17 protein-coding genes are annotated in these 17277 nt (G+C 63.2%); 11 read left to right on the top strand and 6 right to left on the bottom strand.

Annotation, left to right across the window (positions count from 1 at the left end; all coding sequences use genetic code 11):
• The first annotated feature begins 113 nt into the window (after window positions 1-113).
• On the top strand, window positions 114-491 hold the full coding sequence (locus AC3CB8_RS07270; protein ID WP_023792631.1) for a VOC family protein: 378 nt from the start codon (window positions 114-116) through the stop codon (window positions 489-491).
• Window positions 492-530: 39 nt separating this feature from the next.
• Here the strand turns inward: AC3CB8_RS07270 and AC3CB8_RS07265 are convergent, their stop codons facing one another.
• Entirely contained in the window at window positions 531-1535 is a 1005-nt protein-coding gene (locus AC3CB8_RS07265) for an inorganic phosphate transporter (protein WP_023792634.1), read from the bottom strand.
• A 3-nt stretch (window positions 1536-1538) separates the two neighbouring features.
• Window positions 1539-2180: a DUF47 family protein gene (locus AC3CB8_RS07260; RefSeq protein WP_352563274.1), complete on the bottom strand. Its 642-nt coding sequence runs from the start codon at window positions 2178-2180 to the stop codon at window positions 1539-1541.
• A 166-nt stretch (window positions 2181-2346) separates the two neighbouring features.
• On the opposite strand from AC3CB8_RS07260, the gene AC3CB8_RS07255 reads away from it, so the two are divergent.
• The 10 genes from AC3CB8_RS07255 to AC3CB8_RS07210 all read left to right on the top strand — a co-directional run bounded on the left by AC3CB8_RS07255 (window position 2347) and on the right by AC3CB8_RS07210 (window position 12635).
• On the top strand, window positions 2347-3246 hold the full coding sequence (locus AC3CB8_RS07255) for a LysR family transcriptional regulator (RefSeq protein ID WP_352563319.1): 900 nt from the start codon (window positions 2347-2349) through the stop codon (window positions 3244-3246).
• A 134-nt stretch (window positions 3247-3380) separates the two neighbouring features.
• Window positions 3381-3860 (top strand): formate dehydrogenase subunit gamma, encoded by a 480-nt coding sequence (locus AC3CB8_RS07250; RefSeq protein WP_023783362.1) that lies wholly within the window; start codon window positions 3381-3383, stop codon window positions 3858-3860.
• Window positions 3857-5413, top strand: a complete 1557-nt coding sequence (locus AC3CB8_RS07245) for a formate dehydrogenase beta subunit (protein WP_352550245.1) — start codon at window positions 3857-3859, stop codon at window positions 5411-5413. Before AC3CB8_RS07250 ends, AC3CB8_RS07245 begins: the two co-directional genes overlap by 4 nt.
• Window positions 5414-5423: 10 nt before the next feature.
• Window positions 5424-8336 carry a formate dehydrogenase subunit alpha gene (gene fdhF / locus AC3CB8_RS07240; protein WP_023792644.1) on the top strand — a complete coding sequence of 971 codons (2913 nt, stop codon included), beginning with the start codon at window positions 5424-5426 and terminating at the stop codon, window positions 8334-8336.
• Window positions 8337-8338: 2 nt separating this feature from the next.
• On the top strand, window positions 8339-9169 hold the full coding sequence (gene fdhD / locus AC3CB8_RS07235) for a formate dehydrogenase accessory sulfurtransferase FdhD (RefSeq protein ID WP_352563275.1): 831 nt from the start codon (window positions 8339-8341) through the stop codon (window positions 9167-9169).
• The gene (locus AC3CB8_RS07230; protein WP_023772573.1) at window positions 9159-9470 is read left to right on the top strand and encodes a formate dehydrogenase subunit delta; all 312 of its coding nucleotides are present in this window, start codon (window positions 9159-9161) and stop codon (window positions 9468-9470) included. The genes fdhD and AC3CB8_RS07230 overlap by 11 nt, the downstream gene beginning before the upstream one ends.
• A 110-nt stretch (window positions 9471-9580) precedes the next feature.
• Window positions 9581-11134: an alpha/beta fold hydrolase gene (locus tag AC3CB8_RS07225; protein ID WP_352563276.1), complete on the top strand. Its 1554-nt coding sequence runs from the start codon at window positions 9581-9583 to the stop codon at window positions 11132-11134.
• 109 nt (window positions 11135-11243) lie between these two features.
• Window positions 11244-11720, top strand: coding sequence for a carboxymuconolactone decarboxylase family protein (locus tag AC3CB8_RS07220; protein WP_023772571.1), 477 nt, complete (start codon window positions 11244-11246; stop codon window positions 11718-11720).
• A gap of 84 nt (window positions 11721-11804) precedes the next feature.
• Window positions 11805-12167, top strand: coding sequence for a nuclear transport factor 2 family protein (locus tag AC3CB8_RS07215; RefSeq protein WP_352550242.1), 363 nt, complete (start codon window positions 11805-11807; stop codon window positions 12165-12167).
• Between the two features lie 153 nt (window positions 12168-12320).
• The gene (locus tag AC3CB8_RS07210; RefSeq protein ID WP_023772569.1) at window positions 12321-12635 is read left to right on the top strand and encodes a hypothetical protein; all 315 of its coding nucleotides are present in this window, start codon (window positions 12321-12323) and stop codon (window positions 12633-12635) included.
• 180 nt (window positions 12636-12815) lie between these two features.
• On the opposite strand, the gene AC3CB8_RS07205 is transcribed toward AC3CB8_RS07210, so the two are convergent.
• The 4 genes from AC3CB8_RS07205 to AC3CB8_RS07190 all read right to left on the bottom strand — a co-directional run bounded on the left by AC3CB8_RS07205 (window position 12816) and on the right by AC3CB8_RS07190 (window position 17170).
• Window positions 12816-14243 carry a gamma-aminobutyraldehyde dehydrogenase gene (locus AC3CB8_RS07205; RefSeq protein WP_023792655.1) on the bottom strand — a complete coding sequence of 476 codons (1428 nt, stop codon included), beginning with the start codon at window positions 14241-14243 and terminating at the stop codon, window positions 12816-12818.
• A gap of 117 nt (window positions 14244-14360) precedes the next feature.
• Window positions 14361-15176: an ABC transporter permease gene (locus tag AC3CB8_RS07200; protein WP_023783356.1), complete on the bottom strand. Its 816-nt coding sequence runs from the start codon at window positions 15174-15176 to the stop codon at window positions 14361-14363.
• Window positions 15166-16131: an ABC transporter permease gene (locus tag AC3CB8_RS07195; RefSeq protein ID WP_023783355.1), complete on the bottom strand. Its 966-nt coding sequence runs from the start codon at window positions 16129-16131 to the stop codon at window positions 15166-15168. Before AC3CB8_RS07195 ends, AC3CB8_RS07200 begins: the two co-directional genes overlap by 11 nt.
• Before the next feature lie 40 nt (window positions 16132-16171).
• A complete protein-coding gene (locus tag AC3CB8_RS07190; protein WP_023772565.1) occupies window positions 16172-17170 on the bottom strand; it encodes an ABC transporter ATP-binding protein in 999 nt (332 codons plus the stop codon).
• Window positions 17171-17277 lie beyond the last annotated feature (107 nt).

The following is a 17277-nucleotide window of genomic DNA, read 5'->3' as shown; positions in this document are numbered from 1 at the left end:
CGCACCCTTGGTTTTCGCGAGCAAGAACTTCAGTGCATACCCGTCGCTAAACACGGAAGGCGACCTATTTCAGTGGGCAGCATGAGGGAAAACAATCAGGGAAGGATAAGATCATGCTCGCGAACAGCAACGCAACGGCCAATGTGGCGGTGAAAGACCTGGCGAGAGCAAAGGCGTTTTATGAAGGGACGCTGGGCCTCAAGCAGGTAGACGATATAGGTGGCGAGTTGATCGTCTACAAAAGCGGCGACACCTTCATCAATGTCTATCATTCCGAGTTTGCCGGGACCAACAAGGCGACGGCGGTGACCTGGACGGTCGGCGACGAGATCGAGACTGTCGTCAAATCGTTGAAATCGAAAGGAGTCACCTTCGAGCATTATGCAATGCCCGGACTGACGATCGAGGGCGACATCCATGTCGGCCAGGGCATGAAGGTCGCATGGTTCAAGGATCCGGACGGCAACATCCTCAATCTTGTGAACGGCTAGGCAGTATCGCGATTGCCGCCACTTCGGGCGCCGCTCACCTCATCCCGCAAGGTTGACGGCGAGGTAGGCGAGAGCCGAAATGGCCGCCGTCGCGGGCAAGGTCACGATCCAGGCGATGACGATGTTGCCGGCCAGGCCCCAGCGCACCGCCGAGACGCGGCGGGCGGCACCGACGCCGATGATGGCGCCGGTAATCGTATGGGTGGTCGATACGGGAACGCCGAGCCAGGTGGCGGCGAACAGCGTGATGGCGCCACCGGTTTCAGCGCAAAAGCCCTGCATTGGATTGAGCCGGGTGATCTTCGAACCCATTGTATGGACAATCCGCCAGCCGCCGAACAGCGTGCCAAGCGCCAGCGCCGATTGGCAGGTCAGGACGACCCAGAGCGGCACGTAGAATTTTTCGCCGAGCATGCCTTGCGAGTAGAGCAGCACGGCGATGATGCCCATGGTCTTCTGCGCATCGTTGCCGCCATGCCCAAGCGAATAGAGCGAAGCGGAAAAGAACTGGAGGACGCGAAAGGTGCTGTCGACGGCGAACGGCGTCTGGCGCACAAACAGCCACGAAACCACCAGGATCAGGACGAGCGCCAGGACAAAACCGGCCGCCGGCGACAGCACGATCGCGGCAACCGTCTTGCCAAGTCCCGACCAGACAATGGCACCAATGCCCGCCTTTGCGACGCCGGCGCCAACCAGCCCGCCGATCAGCGCGTGCGAACTGCTCGAAGGGATGCCGGCAATCCAGGTAACGATGTTCCAGACGATGGCGCCGACGAGAGCCGAAAAGATCACTGCCGGAGTGACAATGGTGACGTCGACAATGCCTTTTCCCACGGTCTCGGCGACATGAAGACCAAAGAACATGAATGCGATGAAATTGAAGAATGCCGCCCATAAAACCGCATATTGCGGCCTCAGCACGCGGGTGGAGACGATGGTGGCAATGGAATTTGCCGCATCATGCAGGCCGTTCAGAAAATCGAAGAACAGCGCGACGACAACGAGGCCGGCCAGCACGGGAAAGGCGATGGTGGCTTCCATCGCCTAGACGTTCTCGATGACGATGCCGCTGATCTCGTTGGCGACGTCCTCGAAGCGGTCGACCACCTTCTCCAGCTGACCATAGATTTCCGAGCCGATCAGATAGGCCATCGCGTCGCCGCGGCCGTGGCGCCTGAACAGATCCTTCAGGCCCTGCTCATGCAGATCGTCGGCGCGACCTTCGGCACGCATCACTTCCTCGGCGAGGGCGTTGAGGCGTGCGCTGTTGGCGCCGACCTTGGCGAGCAGTGGGATCGCCTCCGCGACTAGGCGCGCGGCGTCGACGATGACGGCGCCCATTTCTTGCATCAGCGGATCGAATTCGCTTTTCTCGAACAGTCTTACCGTCTTGACGGTCTTGTGCATCATGTCGATGGCATCATCCATCGACTGGATCAGATCCTTGATGTCGCCGCGATCGAAAGGTGTGATGAAAGAGCGCCGCACCGCAAGCAGGACTTCCGCCGTGATATGATCGGCCTCGTCTTCGAGATCGACGATCTTCTGGCACCATCGATCGATATCCTTGCCCTGAAGAAGCAGCTCTAGCGCTTCGGCGCCGCCAACCACGATGCGGGAATGGCGCTCGAACAACTCGAAGAAACGATCTTCGCGCGGCAACAGCTTGCGGAACCAGCCCAGCATGTCAGTCTCCCTTCGCGCCCGGCCCACGACCGTTTCACTGACATAGCGCCGCGTGATGCCGCGGGAAACAGTGTGCCGGCTGAAAGATGTGGATGCGGAACGATTGCGCATACCGCTTGCGGCAAAGGACAATTTCTCCGAGCCTGAGTACGACCGGAAGGACGGCATGATCGACAAACTCGAATTCTTCATCGCGCTGGCCAAGGAAGAGCACTTCGGCCGGGCTGCCGAGGCGTGCGGGGTCACGCAGCCGACCTTGTCGGCCGGCATCAAGCAGCTCGAGGGCCAGCTCGGCGTCATGCTGGTCAATCGCGGGTCGCGGTTCCAGGGGCTGACGCCGGAGGGCAAGCAGGTGTTGGTCTGGGCGCGCCGCATCGTCGGTGACTCCAGGACCATGCGCGAGGAGATGCGCGCCGCCCGGTACGGCCTTTCCGGCCGCATCCGTATCGCCGCCATCCCGACGGCCTTGGCGATGGTCGCCAGATTGACCACGCCCTTCCGAGACAAGCATCCAGGCGTCACCTTTTCGGTGCTATCGCGAACCTCGATCGAAGTGCTGTCGCTGCTCGGCAATTTCGATGTCGATGCGGGCATCACCTATCTCGACAACGAGCCGCTCGGGCGGGTGACCAGCGTGCCGCTTTATGACGAGCGCTACCAATTGATCACCGCAATCGGCAATCCCTATTCCGAACGCGACAAAGTGACATGGTCCGAGATCAGCCAGTTGCCGCTGTGCCTTCTGACGCCGGACATGCAGAACCGCCGCATCATCGACCAGCACCTGGCGGAAGCCGGCGTGCAGGTGCGGCCGACGCTGGAATCGAACTCGATGATCGTGCTGTTCTCGCATATTCGGACCGGCAAATGGTCATCGATCATGCCACTCAACCTTGCGGAAACATTCGGTTTTTCCGAACCGATCCGGGCCATTCCGATCGTCGAGCCCGATGCCAGCCACACGGTCGGGCTGGTGGCCGCGCCGCGCGAGCCGCACACGCCGCTGGTGCAGGCGCTGCTGGACGAGGCGATGGCGCTGGCAGACGATTTCCGCGCCCACCGCTAGTCTAGACAATGCAGGCGGAAGCCCGTCGATAGAAGATTTCTATCGAGCAACGAAACAGCTTTATTGATTTCGCGGGTTTCCTCTGATTTTGTAAAGACTTAGCGATAAAAGCCATCGACCAGGGAGGGCGCTGCGTGACGATGCAGCCTGCAAGTACCGAGATCGCATCGCGCACAGCGGCGATTATCCAGGAGTTGAAGGACCTCGAGGGTCCGCTGCTGCCGATCCTCCACGGCATCCAGGAAGAATTCGGCCATGTCCCGCAGGACGCCGTGCCCGTCATTGCCGACGGGCTGAACCTGTCCCGGGCCGAGGTGCATGGTGTCGTGACTTTCTATCATGATTTCCGTGCGCGACCGGCCGGACGGCACGTGCTCAAGCTCTGCCAGGCGGAAGCCTGCCAGTCCATGGGTTCGGACGCAGTCGCCGCCAAGGTCAAGCAGTTGCTCGGCATCGACTTCCATGAGACCACGCGTGACGGATCCGTTACGCTGGAACCGGTCTATTGCCTCGGGCTGTGCGCCTGCTCGCCGTCTGCGATGCTGGATGGCGAGGTGATCGGTCGGCTCGATGACGACAAGATCGACGAGATCGTCGCGGAGGTGCGCTCATGACCCCCCGTATCTATATTCCCGGCGATTCCGGCGCACTGGCGCTGGGGGCGGAAAAGGTCGCGAAGGCTATTCGCGCGGAACTCGCCGAGCGCGGCATCGAGGCCAAGATCGTGCGCAATGGCTCGCGCGGCGCTTATTTCCTCGAACCGATGGTCGAAGTGGCGACGGCCAATGGCCGTGTCGCCTACGGGCCGGTGAAGCCGTCGGACGTGAAGAGCCTGTTCGACAGCGGTTTTCTCACAGGGGGCCATCACAAGCGCTGGCTCGGCGCGCCCGACAAGATTCCATTCCTGGCCAAACAAACTCGCTTGACGTTTGCACGTTGCGGCATAAACGACCCGCTGTCGCTCGATGCCTACAAATCGCTCGGCGGTTTGAACGGCCTGCGGAACGCGGTGGCCATGGCGCCCGCCGACATCGTCAAGCAGGTCACCGAGTCCGGCCTGCGTGGCCGCGGCGGCGCGGGCTTCCCGACTGGCATCAAATGGAAGACGGTGCTCGATACGACATCGGAGCGCAAATACATCGTCTGCAACGCCGATGAGGGCGACAGCGCCACCTTCGCCGATCGCATGATCATGGAGGGCGATCCCTTCGTGCTCATCGAAGGCATGGCCATCGCCGGTATCGCCACCGGCGCGACCAAGGGTTTCGTCTATATCCGCTCGGAATATCCGCACGCGGTGGCTGTCATGAACAAGGCCGTCGAGATCGCCCGCAAGGCCGGTGTGCTCGGCGTCAATGTGCTGGGTTCGCCCAACGCCTTCGACATGGAAATCCGCGTCGGTGCCGGCGCCTATGTCTGCGGCGAGGAAACTTCGCTCTTGAACAGCCTGGAAGGCAAGCGCGGCGTGGTGCGCGCCAAGCCGCCGCTGCCCGCGATACAAGGGCTGTTCGGCAAACCGACAGTAATCAACAATGTCATTTCGCTGGCTTCGGTGCCTGTGATCATGGACAAGGGCGCCGCCTTCTACAAGGATTTCGGCATGGGCCGTTCGCGCGGCACGATCCCGATCCAGATCGCCGGGAACGTCAAGCAGGGCGGCCTTTTCGAAACCGCTTTCGGCCTGACACTGGGCGAAATCGTCGACGAGATCGGCGGCGGCACGTCCACCGGGCGCCCGGTGAAGGCGGTGCAGGTCGGCGGGCCGCTCGGTGCCTACTTCCCGCGCGCACTGTTCGACACGCCGTTCGACTACGAGGAATTCGCCAAGCGCGATGGACTGATCGGTCACGCCGGCATCACGGTTTTCGACGATACCGCCGACATGCTGAAGCAGGCACGCTTCGCCATGGAATTCTGCGCCATCGAAAGCTGCGGCAAGTGCACGCCTTGCCGCATCGGCTCGACGCGGGGCGTGGAAACCATCGACAGGCTCGCCGCCGGCATCGAACCGGAAAAGAATCTCGCTCTGGTCACCGACCTCTGCAACACGATGAAGTTCGGTTCGCTCTGCGCGCTGGGCGGCTTCACGCCCTACCCGGTGATGAGCTCGATCACCCATTTCCCCGAGGATTTCAAGCCCGCGCCAGCGCGCGTGGCTGCTGAATAGGAGCTGGCGGATGAACATTAAGGCCGACTTCCCAACGCTGATCGAAGAGATTGACTACGGAACTCCGGAGTCGAAGGCGCAAAAACAGGTCACGCTGACCGTCGATGGCCGCAGCATCAGCGTGCCGGAAGGCACCTCGATCATGCGCGCGGCGATGGAAGGCGGGGTGGAGATCCCGAAGCTCTGCGCCACCGACATGCTGGACTCGTTCGGTTCCTGCCGCGTCTGTCTCGTCGAAATCGACGGGCGCGGCGGTACGCCGGCTTCCTGCACGACGCCTGTCGGCGAAGGCATGGTGGTGCGCACCCAGTCGGACAGGCTCGACGCTATCCGCCGGGGCGTCATGGAACTCTACGTCTCCGACCATCCCACCGGTTGGCACGAGAAGGCCGGAACTGGCGCCAGCGAGTTCGATGTGGTGGCGAAGTCCGTGGGCCTGACCGAAAATCGGTACGGCGTTGAGGGCCGCAACCACGTCAAGGAAGAAAATGGCGTCGCGCCGGGCCATGGCTCGCTCGCGGTCGACTACATCGCCCGCGATGAGTCCAACCCCTATTTCACCTATGATCCGGCGCAGTGCATCGTCTGCTCGCGCTGCGTGCGCGCCTGCGAGGAGGTGCAAGGCACTTTCGCGCTGACCATCGAAGGCCGCGGCTTCGAATCGCGCATGGTCGCCGGCATGCACGAGGACTTCATTGCCTCCGAATGCGTGTCCTGCGGTGCCTGCGTGCAGGCCTGTCCGACCGATGCTCTGCGCGAGAAGACAGTCCTCGAAAAGGGCATGCCCGAGCGCTCCGCCGTGACCACCTGCGCCTATTGCGGCGTCGGCTGCTCGTTCAAGGCCGAAGTGAAGGGCGATGAGGTCATCCGCATGATGCCCTACAAGGAAGGCATGGCCAACCACGGCCATTCCTGCGTGAAGGGCCGCTTCGCTTACGGTTATGCCACCCACAAGGACCGCATCCTGTCGCCGATGATCCGCGAAAAGGTCAGCGACCCGTGGCGCGAAGTGAGCTGGGAGGAGGCGATCGCCCATACGGCCAAGGAATTCCGCCGCATCCAGTACCAGTACGGACGCACCGCGATCGGCGGCATCACCTCCTCGCGCTGCACGAATGAGGAGACCTACCTCGTCCAGAAGCTGGTTCGGCAGGGCTTCCGCAACAACAATGTCGACACCTGCGCGCGCGTCTGCCATTCGCCGACCGGCTATGGGCTTGGCCAGACCTACGGCACCTCGGCCGGCACGCAGGATTTCGATTCCGTCGAATTCACCGACGTCGCCGTCATCATCGGCGCCAATCCGGCTACCGCGCACCCGGTGTTCGCCTCGCGGCTGAAGAAGCGGCTGCGCCAGGGCGCCAAGCTGATCGTGCTCGATCCGCGCCGCACCGAGATGGTCAAGTCGGCCCACGTCGAAGCCGACTACCATTTGCCGCTGAAGCCCGGCACCAATGTCGCCGTGCTGACCTCGCTGGCGCATGTCATCGTCACCGAGGGCCTTTTCGACGAAGCGTTCATCCGCGAGCGCTGCGACTGGGCGGAGTTCCAGGACTGGGCGTCCTTCGTCGCCCTGCCGGAAAACAGCCCCGAAATCGTCGGCAAGCTGTCCGGCGTCGATCCGGAGTTGATCCGCGGTGCCGCCCGTCTCTACGCCAAGGGCGGCAATGGCGCGATCTATTACGGCCTCGGCGTCACCGAGCACAGCCAGGGCTCGACCACGGTGATGGCGATCGCCAACCTCGCAATGGCCACCGGCAATATCGGCCGACCTGGCGTCGGCGTGAACCCGCTGCGCGGCCAGAACAATGTGCAGGGCTCTTGCGACATGGGCTCGTTCCCGCATGAGCTGCCGGGCTACCGGCACATTTCGGGTGACGCGGTGCGCGACATCTATGAAAGCCTGTGGGGCGTGAAGCTCGACGACGAACCCGGCCTGCGCATTCCCAACATGCTGGATGCCGCCGTCGACGGCTCGTTCAAGGGCATCTACATCCAGGGCGAGGACATCCTGCAGTCCGATCCCGACACCAAGCATGTCGCCGCCGGCTTGGCCGCGATGGAATGCGTGGTGGTGCACGACCTCTTCCTCAACGAGACGGCGAATTACGCGCATGTCTTCCTGCCCGGCTCGACCTTCCTCGAGAAGGACGGCACCTTCACCAATGCCGAGCGCCGCATCAATATGGTGCGCAAGGTTCTGGAACCGAAGGCGCGCTACGCCGATTGGGAGGCGACGCAGGAACTCGCCCGTGCGATCGGTCTCGACTGGAACTATACCCATCCGTCCGAAATCATGGACGAGATCGCCAAGACGACGCCAAGCTTCGCCAATGTCTCCTTCGATCTGCTCGACCGGGTCGGCTCCGTGCAATGGCCCTGCAACGACAAGGCGCCGCTTGGCACGCCGATCATGCATGTTGACGGCTTCGTGCGCGGCAAGGGCAAGTTCATCCGCACCGAATACGTGGCGACGGACGAAAGAACCGGACCGCGCTTCCCGCTGCTGCTGACCACCGGCCGTATCCTGTCGCAGTACAATGTCGGCGCGCAGACGCGGCGCACCGAAAACGTCATGTGGCACTCCGAGGACCGACTGGAACTCCATCCGCACGACGCAGAAAATCGTGGCCTGCGCGATGGCGACTGGGTCCGGCTGACCAGCCGTTCGGGCGAGACAACGCTTCGCGCGCTGATCACCGACAGGGTATCGCCGGGCGTGGTCTACACCACCTTCCACCATCCCGACACGCAGGCCAACGTCATCACCACCGACTTCTCCGACTGGGCGACCAATTGCCCGGAATACAAGGTGACCGCGGTGCAGGTCGGCGCTTCCAACGGCCCGTCGGAATGGCAGCGCGACTATGACGAGCAGGCCAAGCAGAGCCGTCGCATCGCGCCGCTGCAGGCGGCGGAGTAGTCTTGGCCGCGCGCCGCAAAGCGACGACGCAAATATCGCGACTGGCGCGCCGCGCCAGCGGCACGGCTGCGTCCAACCGCATGGTGCCGGAGGAGACGCCGGTGGCGTTCTCCTTCGCCGGCACCACGCATGCGGTGATGATGGCGAGCCCCGCCGATTTCGAGGATTTCGCGCTCGGCTTCTCGCTCACCGAAGGCATCATCGCCGCGCCTGATGAGATCGAAGCGATCGAGGTCGAGGATCATGGCGCCGGCATCGACATCCAGATCAGGCTGAAGGACCAGGCCAATACGCGCTTCGAGGCGCGGCGGCGGCGGCTTGCCGGACCGGTCGGCTGCGGGCTGTGCGGCATCGAATCGATCGAGGAGGCGATGCGTTCGGTCGATGTGGTCGGTGCGTCGAAGCTTACGCTCAATGCCGACGACATCACCCGTTCGGTCAAGCTGCTGTCGAAAGTGCAGCCGCTGCATACAGAGACTGGCGCCGTGCATGCCGCCGGCCTCTACGTGCCGGGCAAGGGCGTCGTCATGGCGCGCGAGGATGTCGGCCGCCACAATGCGCTGGACAAGCTGGCGGGAGCGTTGGCCAAGGCCAATATCGATGGCGCATCGGGCGCCGTCGTGGTGACCAGCCGTGTTTCGGTCGAGATGGTGCAGAAGACGGCGGCGATCGGTTCAGCCTTCATCGTTGCCGTCTCGGCGCCAACGGCACTTGCCATCCGCACCGCAGAAGAAGCCGGTATGACGCTGGTGGCGCTGGTGCGCGGCGACGATTTCGATGTTTTTACCCACCCCGACCGGGTGATTTCGGGAGTTGCCCAGCATGTCGCATGACGAAGACCACATCACGAGCACGGGGGAAAAGCTGGTGCGCATGGCCAACCAGATCGCCGCCTTTTTCCACTCCAGGCCACGCGAGGAAGGCGTTGCCGGCGTCGCCGAGCATATCAACAAGTTCTGGGAGCCGAGAATGCGGCGCCAGTTCTTCGAGATGTTGGACAGCGGCGGCGAAGATTTCGACGAACTGGTCGTAGTGGCAGCGGCAAGGATCAAGCGGCCGATCACGCCAGCCGAGGCTGATTTGAAACTTGGAATCAAGGTCCCTCCGGGCGACCTGGCAGGCGCTCAAAAATAGCCGCAGGCCGCGCCGGCCTATTTCTCCCTGCTAAAGTTTAAGCTGCCGCTATCGGCGCGGCTCTGCTATGGTTCACGACCAGAAATCGTCAGGCCGGGCGCAAGAAACTCGTGAGGCCGATCGAGACCCGATATGCCCTCAGTGGCGAGGTGCGGATCGCCTATCAGGTGGTCGGCCAGGGCTCGTTCGATCTCGTCTTCGTGCCGGGCTTCATTTCCAATCTCGACCTGCATTGGGAAGACGAGGGCTATACCAGGCTCTTGAGGCGGCTTTCGGCATTCTCGCGGCTGATCCTGTTCGACAAGCGCGGCACGGGTCTTTCCGACCGTGTCGATGCGCACAACCTGCCCAGCCTCGAAACGAGGATGGACGATGTGCGCGCGGTGATGGACGCCGCCGGCAGCGGCCGTGCCGCCCTGCTTGGCGCTTCCGAAGGCGCGCCGATGGCAATGCTGTTCGCCGCTACCTATCCGGAGCGGACGCGAGCGCTGACGCTCTATGGCGGCTATGCGCATTTCCACAAATGGGTGATGTCGCCGGAACGCCTCGACGCCTTCATCGCCACGGCCGAGACGGCCTGGGGTACGGGCGCTACCTTGCCCAATTTCGCGCCGGGCCGGGTCGACGACGCGCATTTCACCCAGTGGTGGGCGCGTTTCGAGCGGCTGTCGGCGAGCCCGACGGCAGCAGCGGCGCTGGCGCGGATGAACGCGGGAATCGATGTGCGCGGCGTGCTGGCGGCGATCAGCGCACCGACGCTGATCATCCATCGCCGCAACGACGGGCGGGTCGATCCCGACGCCAGCCGCTTCCTGGCCAAAACAATCCCTAATGCGCGGCTGGTCGAGATTCCGGGGCGCGATCATCCGATCTGGACGGGCGATGTCGACCGGGTCGCCGACCTCATCGAGGAGTTCCTGACCGGCGAGCGCGCCGTCGCGGAAGCGGACCGCGTGCTGGCGGCACTTCTAGTGACGCGCATATACGATACGACGCGGATGGGCGACCGTATGTGGAGCGAACGCAGCGAGCGGTTCCAAGAAACCTGGCGGTTGCTGGTCGGGCGCCATGGCGGCCGCGCGCTGGGTACGCAGGGGGAAATGATGATTTCGCGCTTCGATGGGCCGGCGCGCGCCATACGCTGTGCGGCGGCGCTGCGCGAGGCGGCGCAAGGGATCGGCGTGGCCAGCGCGCAGGGCGCGCATGTCGGCGAGATCGAACTTCGCGGGCCGCCCGTGGGGTTGACGGCGCGGGTGACAATGCAACTCGCCGCGCATGCCAGCCGAGGCGATATTCTCGCGTCGCGGCTGGTCGCGGATCTGGCAACCGGCTCGGGGCTGCATTTCGAAGACGCCAGCCGGGTGACGCTGGACGATCTGGACGAGCCGATGGCGCTGGTGCGGGCAATGTCGGAACAACATCTGGAGCCTGACTGCCGCGCCAGGACCAAAACGACCGAACCAGCCGTGCTGACGGCAAGGGAAAGCGAGGTGGTGAGCCTGATTGCCGACGGCAAGAGCAATGCCGCGATTGCCGTCGAACTCAGGCTGAGCGAGCACACGGTCAAGCGCCACGTCGCCAACATACTGCTCAAGCTCGACCTGCCGTCGCGAGCGGCCGCGGCGGCATTTTCCGCCAGGCAGACTGGCCCGGACGGGCCATGAGAGCCATGGCGCTTTCGGGCGAAGCAGGCGCACCGCTATAGGCGCTATCAATTCCCCCATGCGGGCCAAGGCGGATATCGCCGGAAAGGCGCTGCGAACGGAGGATGAAATGACCAAGTCAAAACTGAATGTCAGATCATTTGTGATCGCGGCGGGCATTGGCGCGCTGTTCACGATCACTCCGGCGAGAGCCGAGGATGCATCGGCGGCAACCTACAAGGACATCGAGGCGACGCTCGGCTCGGTGCCGGATATGTTCAAGACACTGCCTGACGTCGCCATCGCCGGGGCCTGGGCCGAGATCAAGGGCGTCCAGCTCAACCCCAAGACGGCGCTCGACGGCAAGACCAAGGAGCTGATGGGGCTGGCGGTCGCGTCGCAGATCCCGTGCCAGTATTGCATCTATTTCCACACCGAGGCCGCCAAGCTCAACGGCGCCAGCGACGAGGAAATCAAGGAGACGATCGCGATGGCGGCGATCGTGCGCCACTGGTCGACGATCCTCAACGGCAGCCAGGTCGATCTCGCGACCTTCAAGAAGCAGACCGACAACGTCTTCGCTGCCGTCAAGGCAAAGTCACAGTGAAAATCCCTGCCTGGCGGCGAGCGCCGGGTGGTGCCTACCGAATATCAACCGCCTGATCGTGAAGACGGGCACATGGAGGATAAAATGCTGACCAAGACCCAAGCCGTGGATGGCCCGGCGATCAAGAAGGCGATCGAGGGCCGCGACGGCAAGATGCTGTCGAGCTTCTATGCCGATGACGCGCTGGTGCGGGTGATCGACCGCAACAACCCGCCGAGCAAGCCGCGCGAAGTCCGCGGCCGCGCGGCGATCGCCACCTTCTGGGACGACATCTGCAGCCGGGCGATGACCCACAAGGTCGACACCACGATCGCCGACGGCGACAGCCTGGCCTTCACCCAGGCCTGCTCCTATCCGGATGGCACGAAAGTGTTTGCCGCGGCGATGCTGGAGCTGAAGAACGGCCGGATCGCACGGCAGACGGTCGTGCAGGCCTGGGACGAGTAGATCAACCGCAGAGCCTGGTCATCCCGATTGAAGCGGGACGGGCCCTGTTTCCGTGCTGGGGCATGATCTTTCCGAAAGTCGGTTTCCAGTTTCGCTAAACGCGGACCTTCGGTTCGGGATCATGCTGTGGCCGCAACCCTGGAGGAGAAGAAGATGTTCAGCGCCAGATGGCAGATCGACGCAAAGTTCGGGCATAAACAGACCGTGCTTGACCTGTTGAAGAAATGGGAGCGCGAGATCGGCTCGCAGGTCGGCCTAACCGACCTCAAGTTCCAGATCATGACCGGATCGATCGGTGCCCGTGAAGCGACGGTCGAGTCGCACCACCAGGTTGAAAGCCTGGCTCAGTTGGAGGCGATGTTCGCCAAGATCGGCAAGATCGACGCGCACGCCAAATGGGGCAAGGAGATGGAGCCCTATGTCGTGTCGGGCACCAGCCTGTGGAACATCTATCGCATTGTGGAGTAGCGGCTGGAGTTCTTCTCCCGTTCACGGGAGAAGATGCCGGCAGGCAGATGAGGAGCAGCGTCGGCATCGCAGAAGCTTGCACTGCCCCTCATCCGGCGACTGGCCCTTCGCTACGGCTGCGGGCGTGCGTCGCTTCAATCGACAAATCGTTGTCGATTGATCGCCCGCGGCGACCGCTTCTCACCCATGCGCAACCATCACATGGCGCACGGCGGTATAGTCCTCCAGCGCATAGAGCGACATGTCCTTGCCGTAGCCGGATTGCTTCAGGCCGCCATGCGGCATCTCGTTGGTCAGCATGAAGTGGGTGTTGATCCAGGTGCAGCCATATTGCAGCCGCGCGGCGGTGGCCATGGCGCGTGAAACATCCTTGGTCCACACGGATGACGCCAGGCCGTAATCGCTGTCGTTGGCCCAGTTCACGGCCTCGTCCACTTCCGTGAAACGGGTTATCGAAACGACGGGGCCGAACACTTCGCGGCGCACGATCTCGTCCTCCTGCAGCGCGCCGGCGACGACGGTCGGCTGGTAGTAGAAGCCGGTGCCCTCGCCCGGCTTGCCGCCGGTGGTGATCTCGATGTGCTTCAGCTCCGAAGCACGTTCCACGAAGCTTGAGACGCGGTCGCGCTGGCGCCGCGAGATCAGCGGCCCGATCTCGTTCTCGGTATCGTCTGATAGATTGTATTTGATTGTCGAGACAGCGGCGGAGAGGTCGGCGACCAACTTGTCGTAGATTTTCTTACCGGCGTAGATGCGGCAGGCCGCGGTGCAATCCTGGCCGGCATTGTAGTAGCCGAAGGCGCGCAGTCCGTTGACGACGGCGCCGAGGTCGGCATCGTCGAAGACGATGACCGGCGCCTTGCCGCCGAGTTCCAGATGCGTGCGCTTGACCGATTTTGCGGCGGCCTGCAGCACCTTCTTGCCAGTGGCGACGTCGCCAGTGATCGAGATCATGTTGACCTTGGGGTGATTGATCAGCGTGTTGCCGACGCTGTCCCCCCGGCCAAGCACGACGTTGACGACGCCCTGGGGCAGGACATCGGCCAGGATCGTCGCCAGCTTCAGCGCCGTCAGCGGCGTCTGCTCCGACGGCTTGAAAACCACCGTGTTGCCGCCGGCAATCGCCGGCGCCAGCTTCCACGCCATCATCATCAGCGGATAGTTCCAGGGCGCGATCGAGGCGACGATGCCGATCGGATCGCGGCGGACCATCGAGGTGTGGCCGGGCAGATATTCGCCCGCGACCACACCCGGCATCGAACGCACCGCACCGGCAAAGAAGCGGTAGCAGTCGACGATGGCCGGGATTTCGTCATTGAGCACGGCATTGATTGGCTTGCCGCAATTCAACGCCTCCAGCGTCGCGAACTCCTGCGCTTCGGTCTCGATGCGGTCGGCGATCTTCAGGAGGTAGCCGGAGCGCTGTGCCGGCGTGGTGCGCGACCACAAGGCGAACGCCTTTTCGGCGGCGCTCACTGCCGCCTCGATCTGTGCCTGACTGGCCTCGGGCAGGTTGAGGATGGTCGCCCCGGTCTTCGGATTGAGGATCGGCTCCTCGGTTTCGGTGCCCTTCTCGAATTGCGAGCCGATCAGCATCTGGGTGTCCATTGGTGTCTCCTTGGGCAGAAGCGAATGGGGTAATTAGTGATTAGTGATTAGTGATTAGTGAGTAGTGAGTAGTGAGTAGTGAGTGGATTTCGGCCGCTATTTAACTACTCACTACTTTCATTTGCCCGAACCGGCGATCTGGTCGCCGTCGCGGGTCAGGTAATAGGCAAACAGGATCGGCAGCAGCGTCACCAGGACGACGACCATGGCCACGACATTGGTGACCGGGCGCTGGCGCGGGCGGATCAGTTCCTCCAGCATCCAGATCGGCACGGTCTGCTGCTGGCCGGCGGTGAAGGTGGTGACGATGACCTCATCGAACGAGAGGGCGAAGGCCAGCATGCCGCCGGCGAGCAGTGCGGTGGCGATGTTGGGCAGCACGACATGGCGGAAGGTCTGGAAGCCATCGGCGCCGAGATCCATCGAGGCCTCGATCATCGAACCGGAGGTGCGGCGGAAACGAGCGACCGCGTTGTTGTAGACGACGACCACGCAGAAAGTGGCGTGGCCGAGCACGATCGTCCAGAACGAGAACGGGATCTCGGCCAGTGAAAAGGCCGAGCGCAGCGCGATGCCGGTGATGATGCCGGGCAGCGCGATGGGCAGGATGACCAACAGCGAGATGGTCTCGCGGCCGAAGAATTTCGTCTGTGACACCGCGCCGGCACAGAGCGTGCCGAGCAGCAGCGCGATCGCGGTCGACATGGCGGCGACGCGCACCGACAGCGACAACGCTTCCCAGACATCGGGCCGGTTCCAGGTGACGGCGAACCATTGCGTGGTCAGCCCCGGCGGTGGCCAGACGAAACTCTTCTCCTCCGTGGTGAAGGCGTAGACGAAGATCAGCAGGATCGGCAGATGCAGGAAAAGCAGGCCGCTGGCGGCGGCGATCTTCAGGCCGAGGGGAGCGGATTGACCACGGTCAGAGCGCATCGAAGGCCCCCATGCGCTTGGCGCCCCAGAGATAGAAGCCCATGATGACGATGGGGACCACGGTGAAGGCGGCGGCGAGCGGTATGTTGCCGGCGGTGCCTTGCTGCGAATAGACGGCCTGGCCGATGAAGAGGCGCGAGGTGCCGATGATCTGCGGGATGATGTAGTCGCCCAATGTCAGCGAAAAGGTGAAGATCGAACCGGCGACGATGCCGGGCAGCGCCAGCGGGAATAAGACGTTGCGGAATGTCTGCCTCGGCGAAGCACCAAGATCGGACGAGGCCTCGACCAAATTGCCAGGCACCCGCTCGAGGGCTGCCTGAACGGGAAGGATCATGAACGGCAGCCAGACATAGACGAAGACGATGAAGGTGCCGGTGAACGACACCGACAGCGAATTGCCGCCGACGACCGGCAGCGACAGCCAGGCCTCGAGCAGCCACAACAAATGCAGCTTGGCGAGCAGCCAGGTTAAAATGCCTTCCTTGGCCAGGATCAGCTTCCAGGCATAGATCTTGACCAGGTAGCTCGACCACAGCGGCAGCATGACGCCGAGATAGAACAGCGCCTTCCAGCGGCCGCGCGCATAACGCGCCGCGTAGTAGGCAATCGGAAAGGCGACGATGGCCGAAGCCAGCGTGACCAAGGCCGCCATTGTCACCGTGCGCAGAATGATATCGAGGTTGGCGGCCTGCAACAGGTCGCCATAGGTCTTCAGCGTGAACTGGCGGTTGATGAGGCCGGAGAACTCGTCGATGGAGAAAAAACTCTGCGCCAAAAGCGCGAACAACGAGCCGATATAGACGATGCCGAGCCACAGCACCGGCGGCAGCAGCATCAGCAGGAGCAGGACTTTTGGCCGGCGCCAGAAGAGGTCGGAAAGCGCACCGCGCATGCCGCCGCTGCCGGATAGAATGGCGGGGCCGGGTTTGACGTTGAGGGCGGTGATCGTCATGGCTTTTTCGAAGGGCCGAGATCTGTCGCGCAAACCATCATCATACCGGCTCGTCCATCAGGTGCAGATGCTCGCGGTTGAAGGTGAGCACCACCGCCTCGCCCTCCCCAGGCAAAGCAGTGCCGGCCGGCACCACGGCGTGCAGTTTCAACCCGTCGGCATCCAGCGCCAGCCTTGTCGTGGCGCCCAGATAGTTGGTCGAGACGAGGCGTGCGGCGACGCCTTCGCTGCTCGCCGCGCGGCCGACACGAATGGATTCAGGGCGCAGGCTCCCCCAGCGGCGCTGGCCGCCATAACGCTGGACGAAATCCGGCGGCAGCACGTTGGAGGAACCGACGAAATCGGCGACGAAACGCGTGCTCGGCCGCTGATAAATATCCTCGGGCGTGCCGATCTGCATGACCCTGCCATCGTTGAAGACGGCGACGCGATCGGCCATGGACAGCGCCTCGCCCTGGTCGTGAGTGACGAAGACGAAGGTGATGCCGAGCGCCTTCTGCAGTGACTTCAGCTCTTCCTGCATGTTTTCGCGCAGCTTGAGGTCGAGCGCGCCGAGCGGCTCGTCGAGCAGCAGCACCTTGGGCTGGTTGACCAGGGCACGGGCGAGCGCGACACGCTGGCGCTGGCCCCCGGAAAGCTGGCCGGGCCGGCGCGCGCCATAGCCGGGCAATCGCACCAGCGACAGCGCTTCTTCCGCCGCCTTGTGCCGCTCGGCCTTGCCGATGCGCTTGACCATCAGCCCGTAAGCGACGTTGTCGAGCACATTGAGATGCGGGAACAGCGCGTAGTCCTGGAACACGGTGTTGACGTTGCGGCGGTAAGGCGGCACGCCCTCGGCCCGCTCGCCGAAGATCGAGATCGAACCCGCCGTCGGCTGCTCGAAGCCGGCGATGAGACGCAGGCACGTGGTCTTGCCCGAACCGGACGGCCCGAGCATGGCGAAGAATTCGCCTGGCGCGATGTCGAGATCGACAGCGTCGACAGCGCGAACGCTGCCGAAATGACGCGAGGCTTTTTGAAAGGAAACGGCTGATGTCATGGGGTGTCCTGCAATGTGCCAGGCTCTTCAATTGAGGCGTCTGTGCTGCCCCTCATCCGCCTGCCGGCACCTTCTCCCCGTATAGTGACGGGGAGAAGGAAGCTGGT

It is taken from the genome of Mesorhizobium sp. P160927 (assembly GCF_057766385.1).
This window is presented reverse-complemented; position numbering and strand designations above follow the sequence as displayed.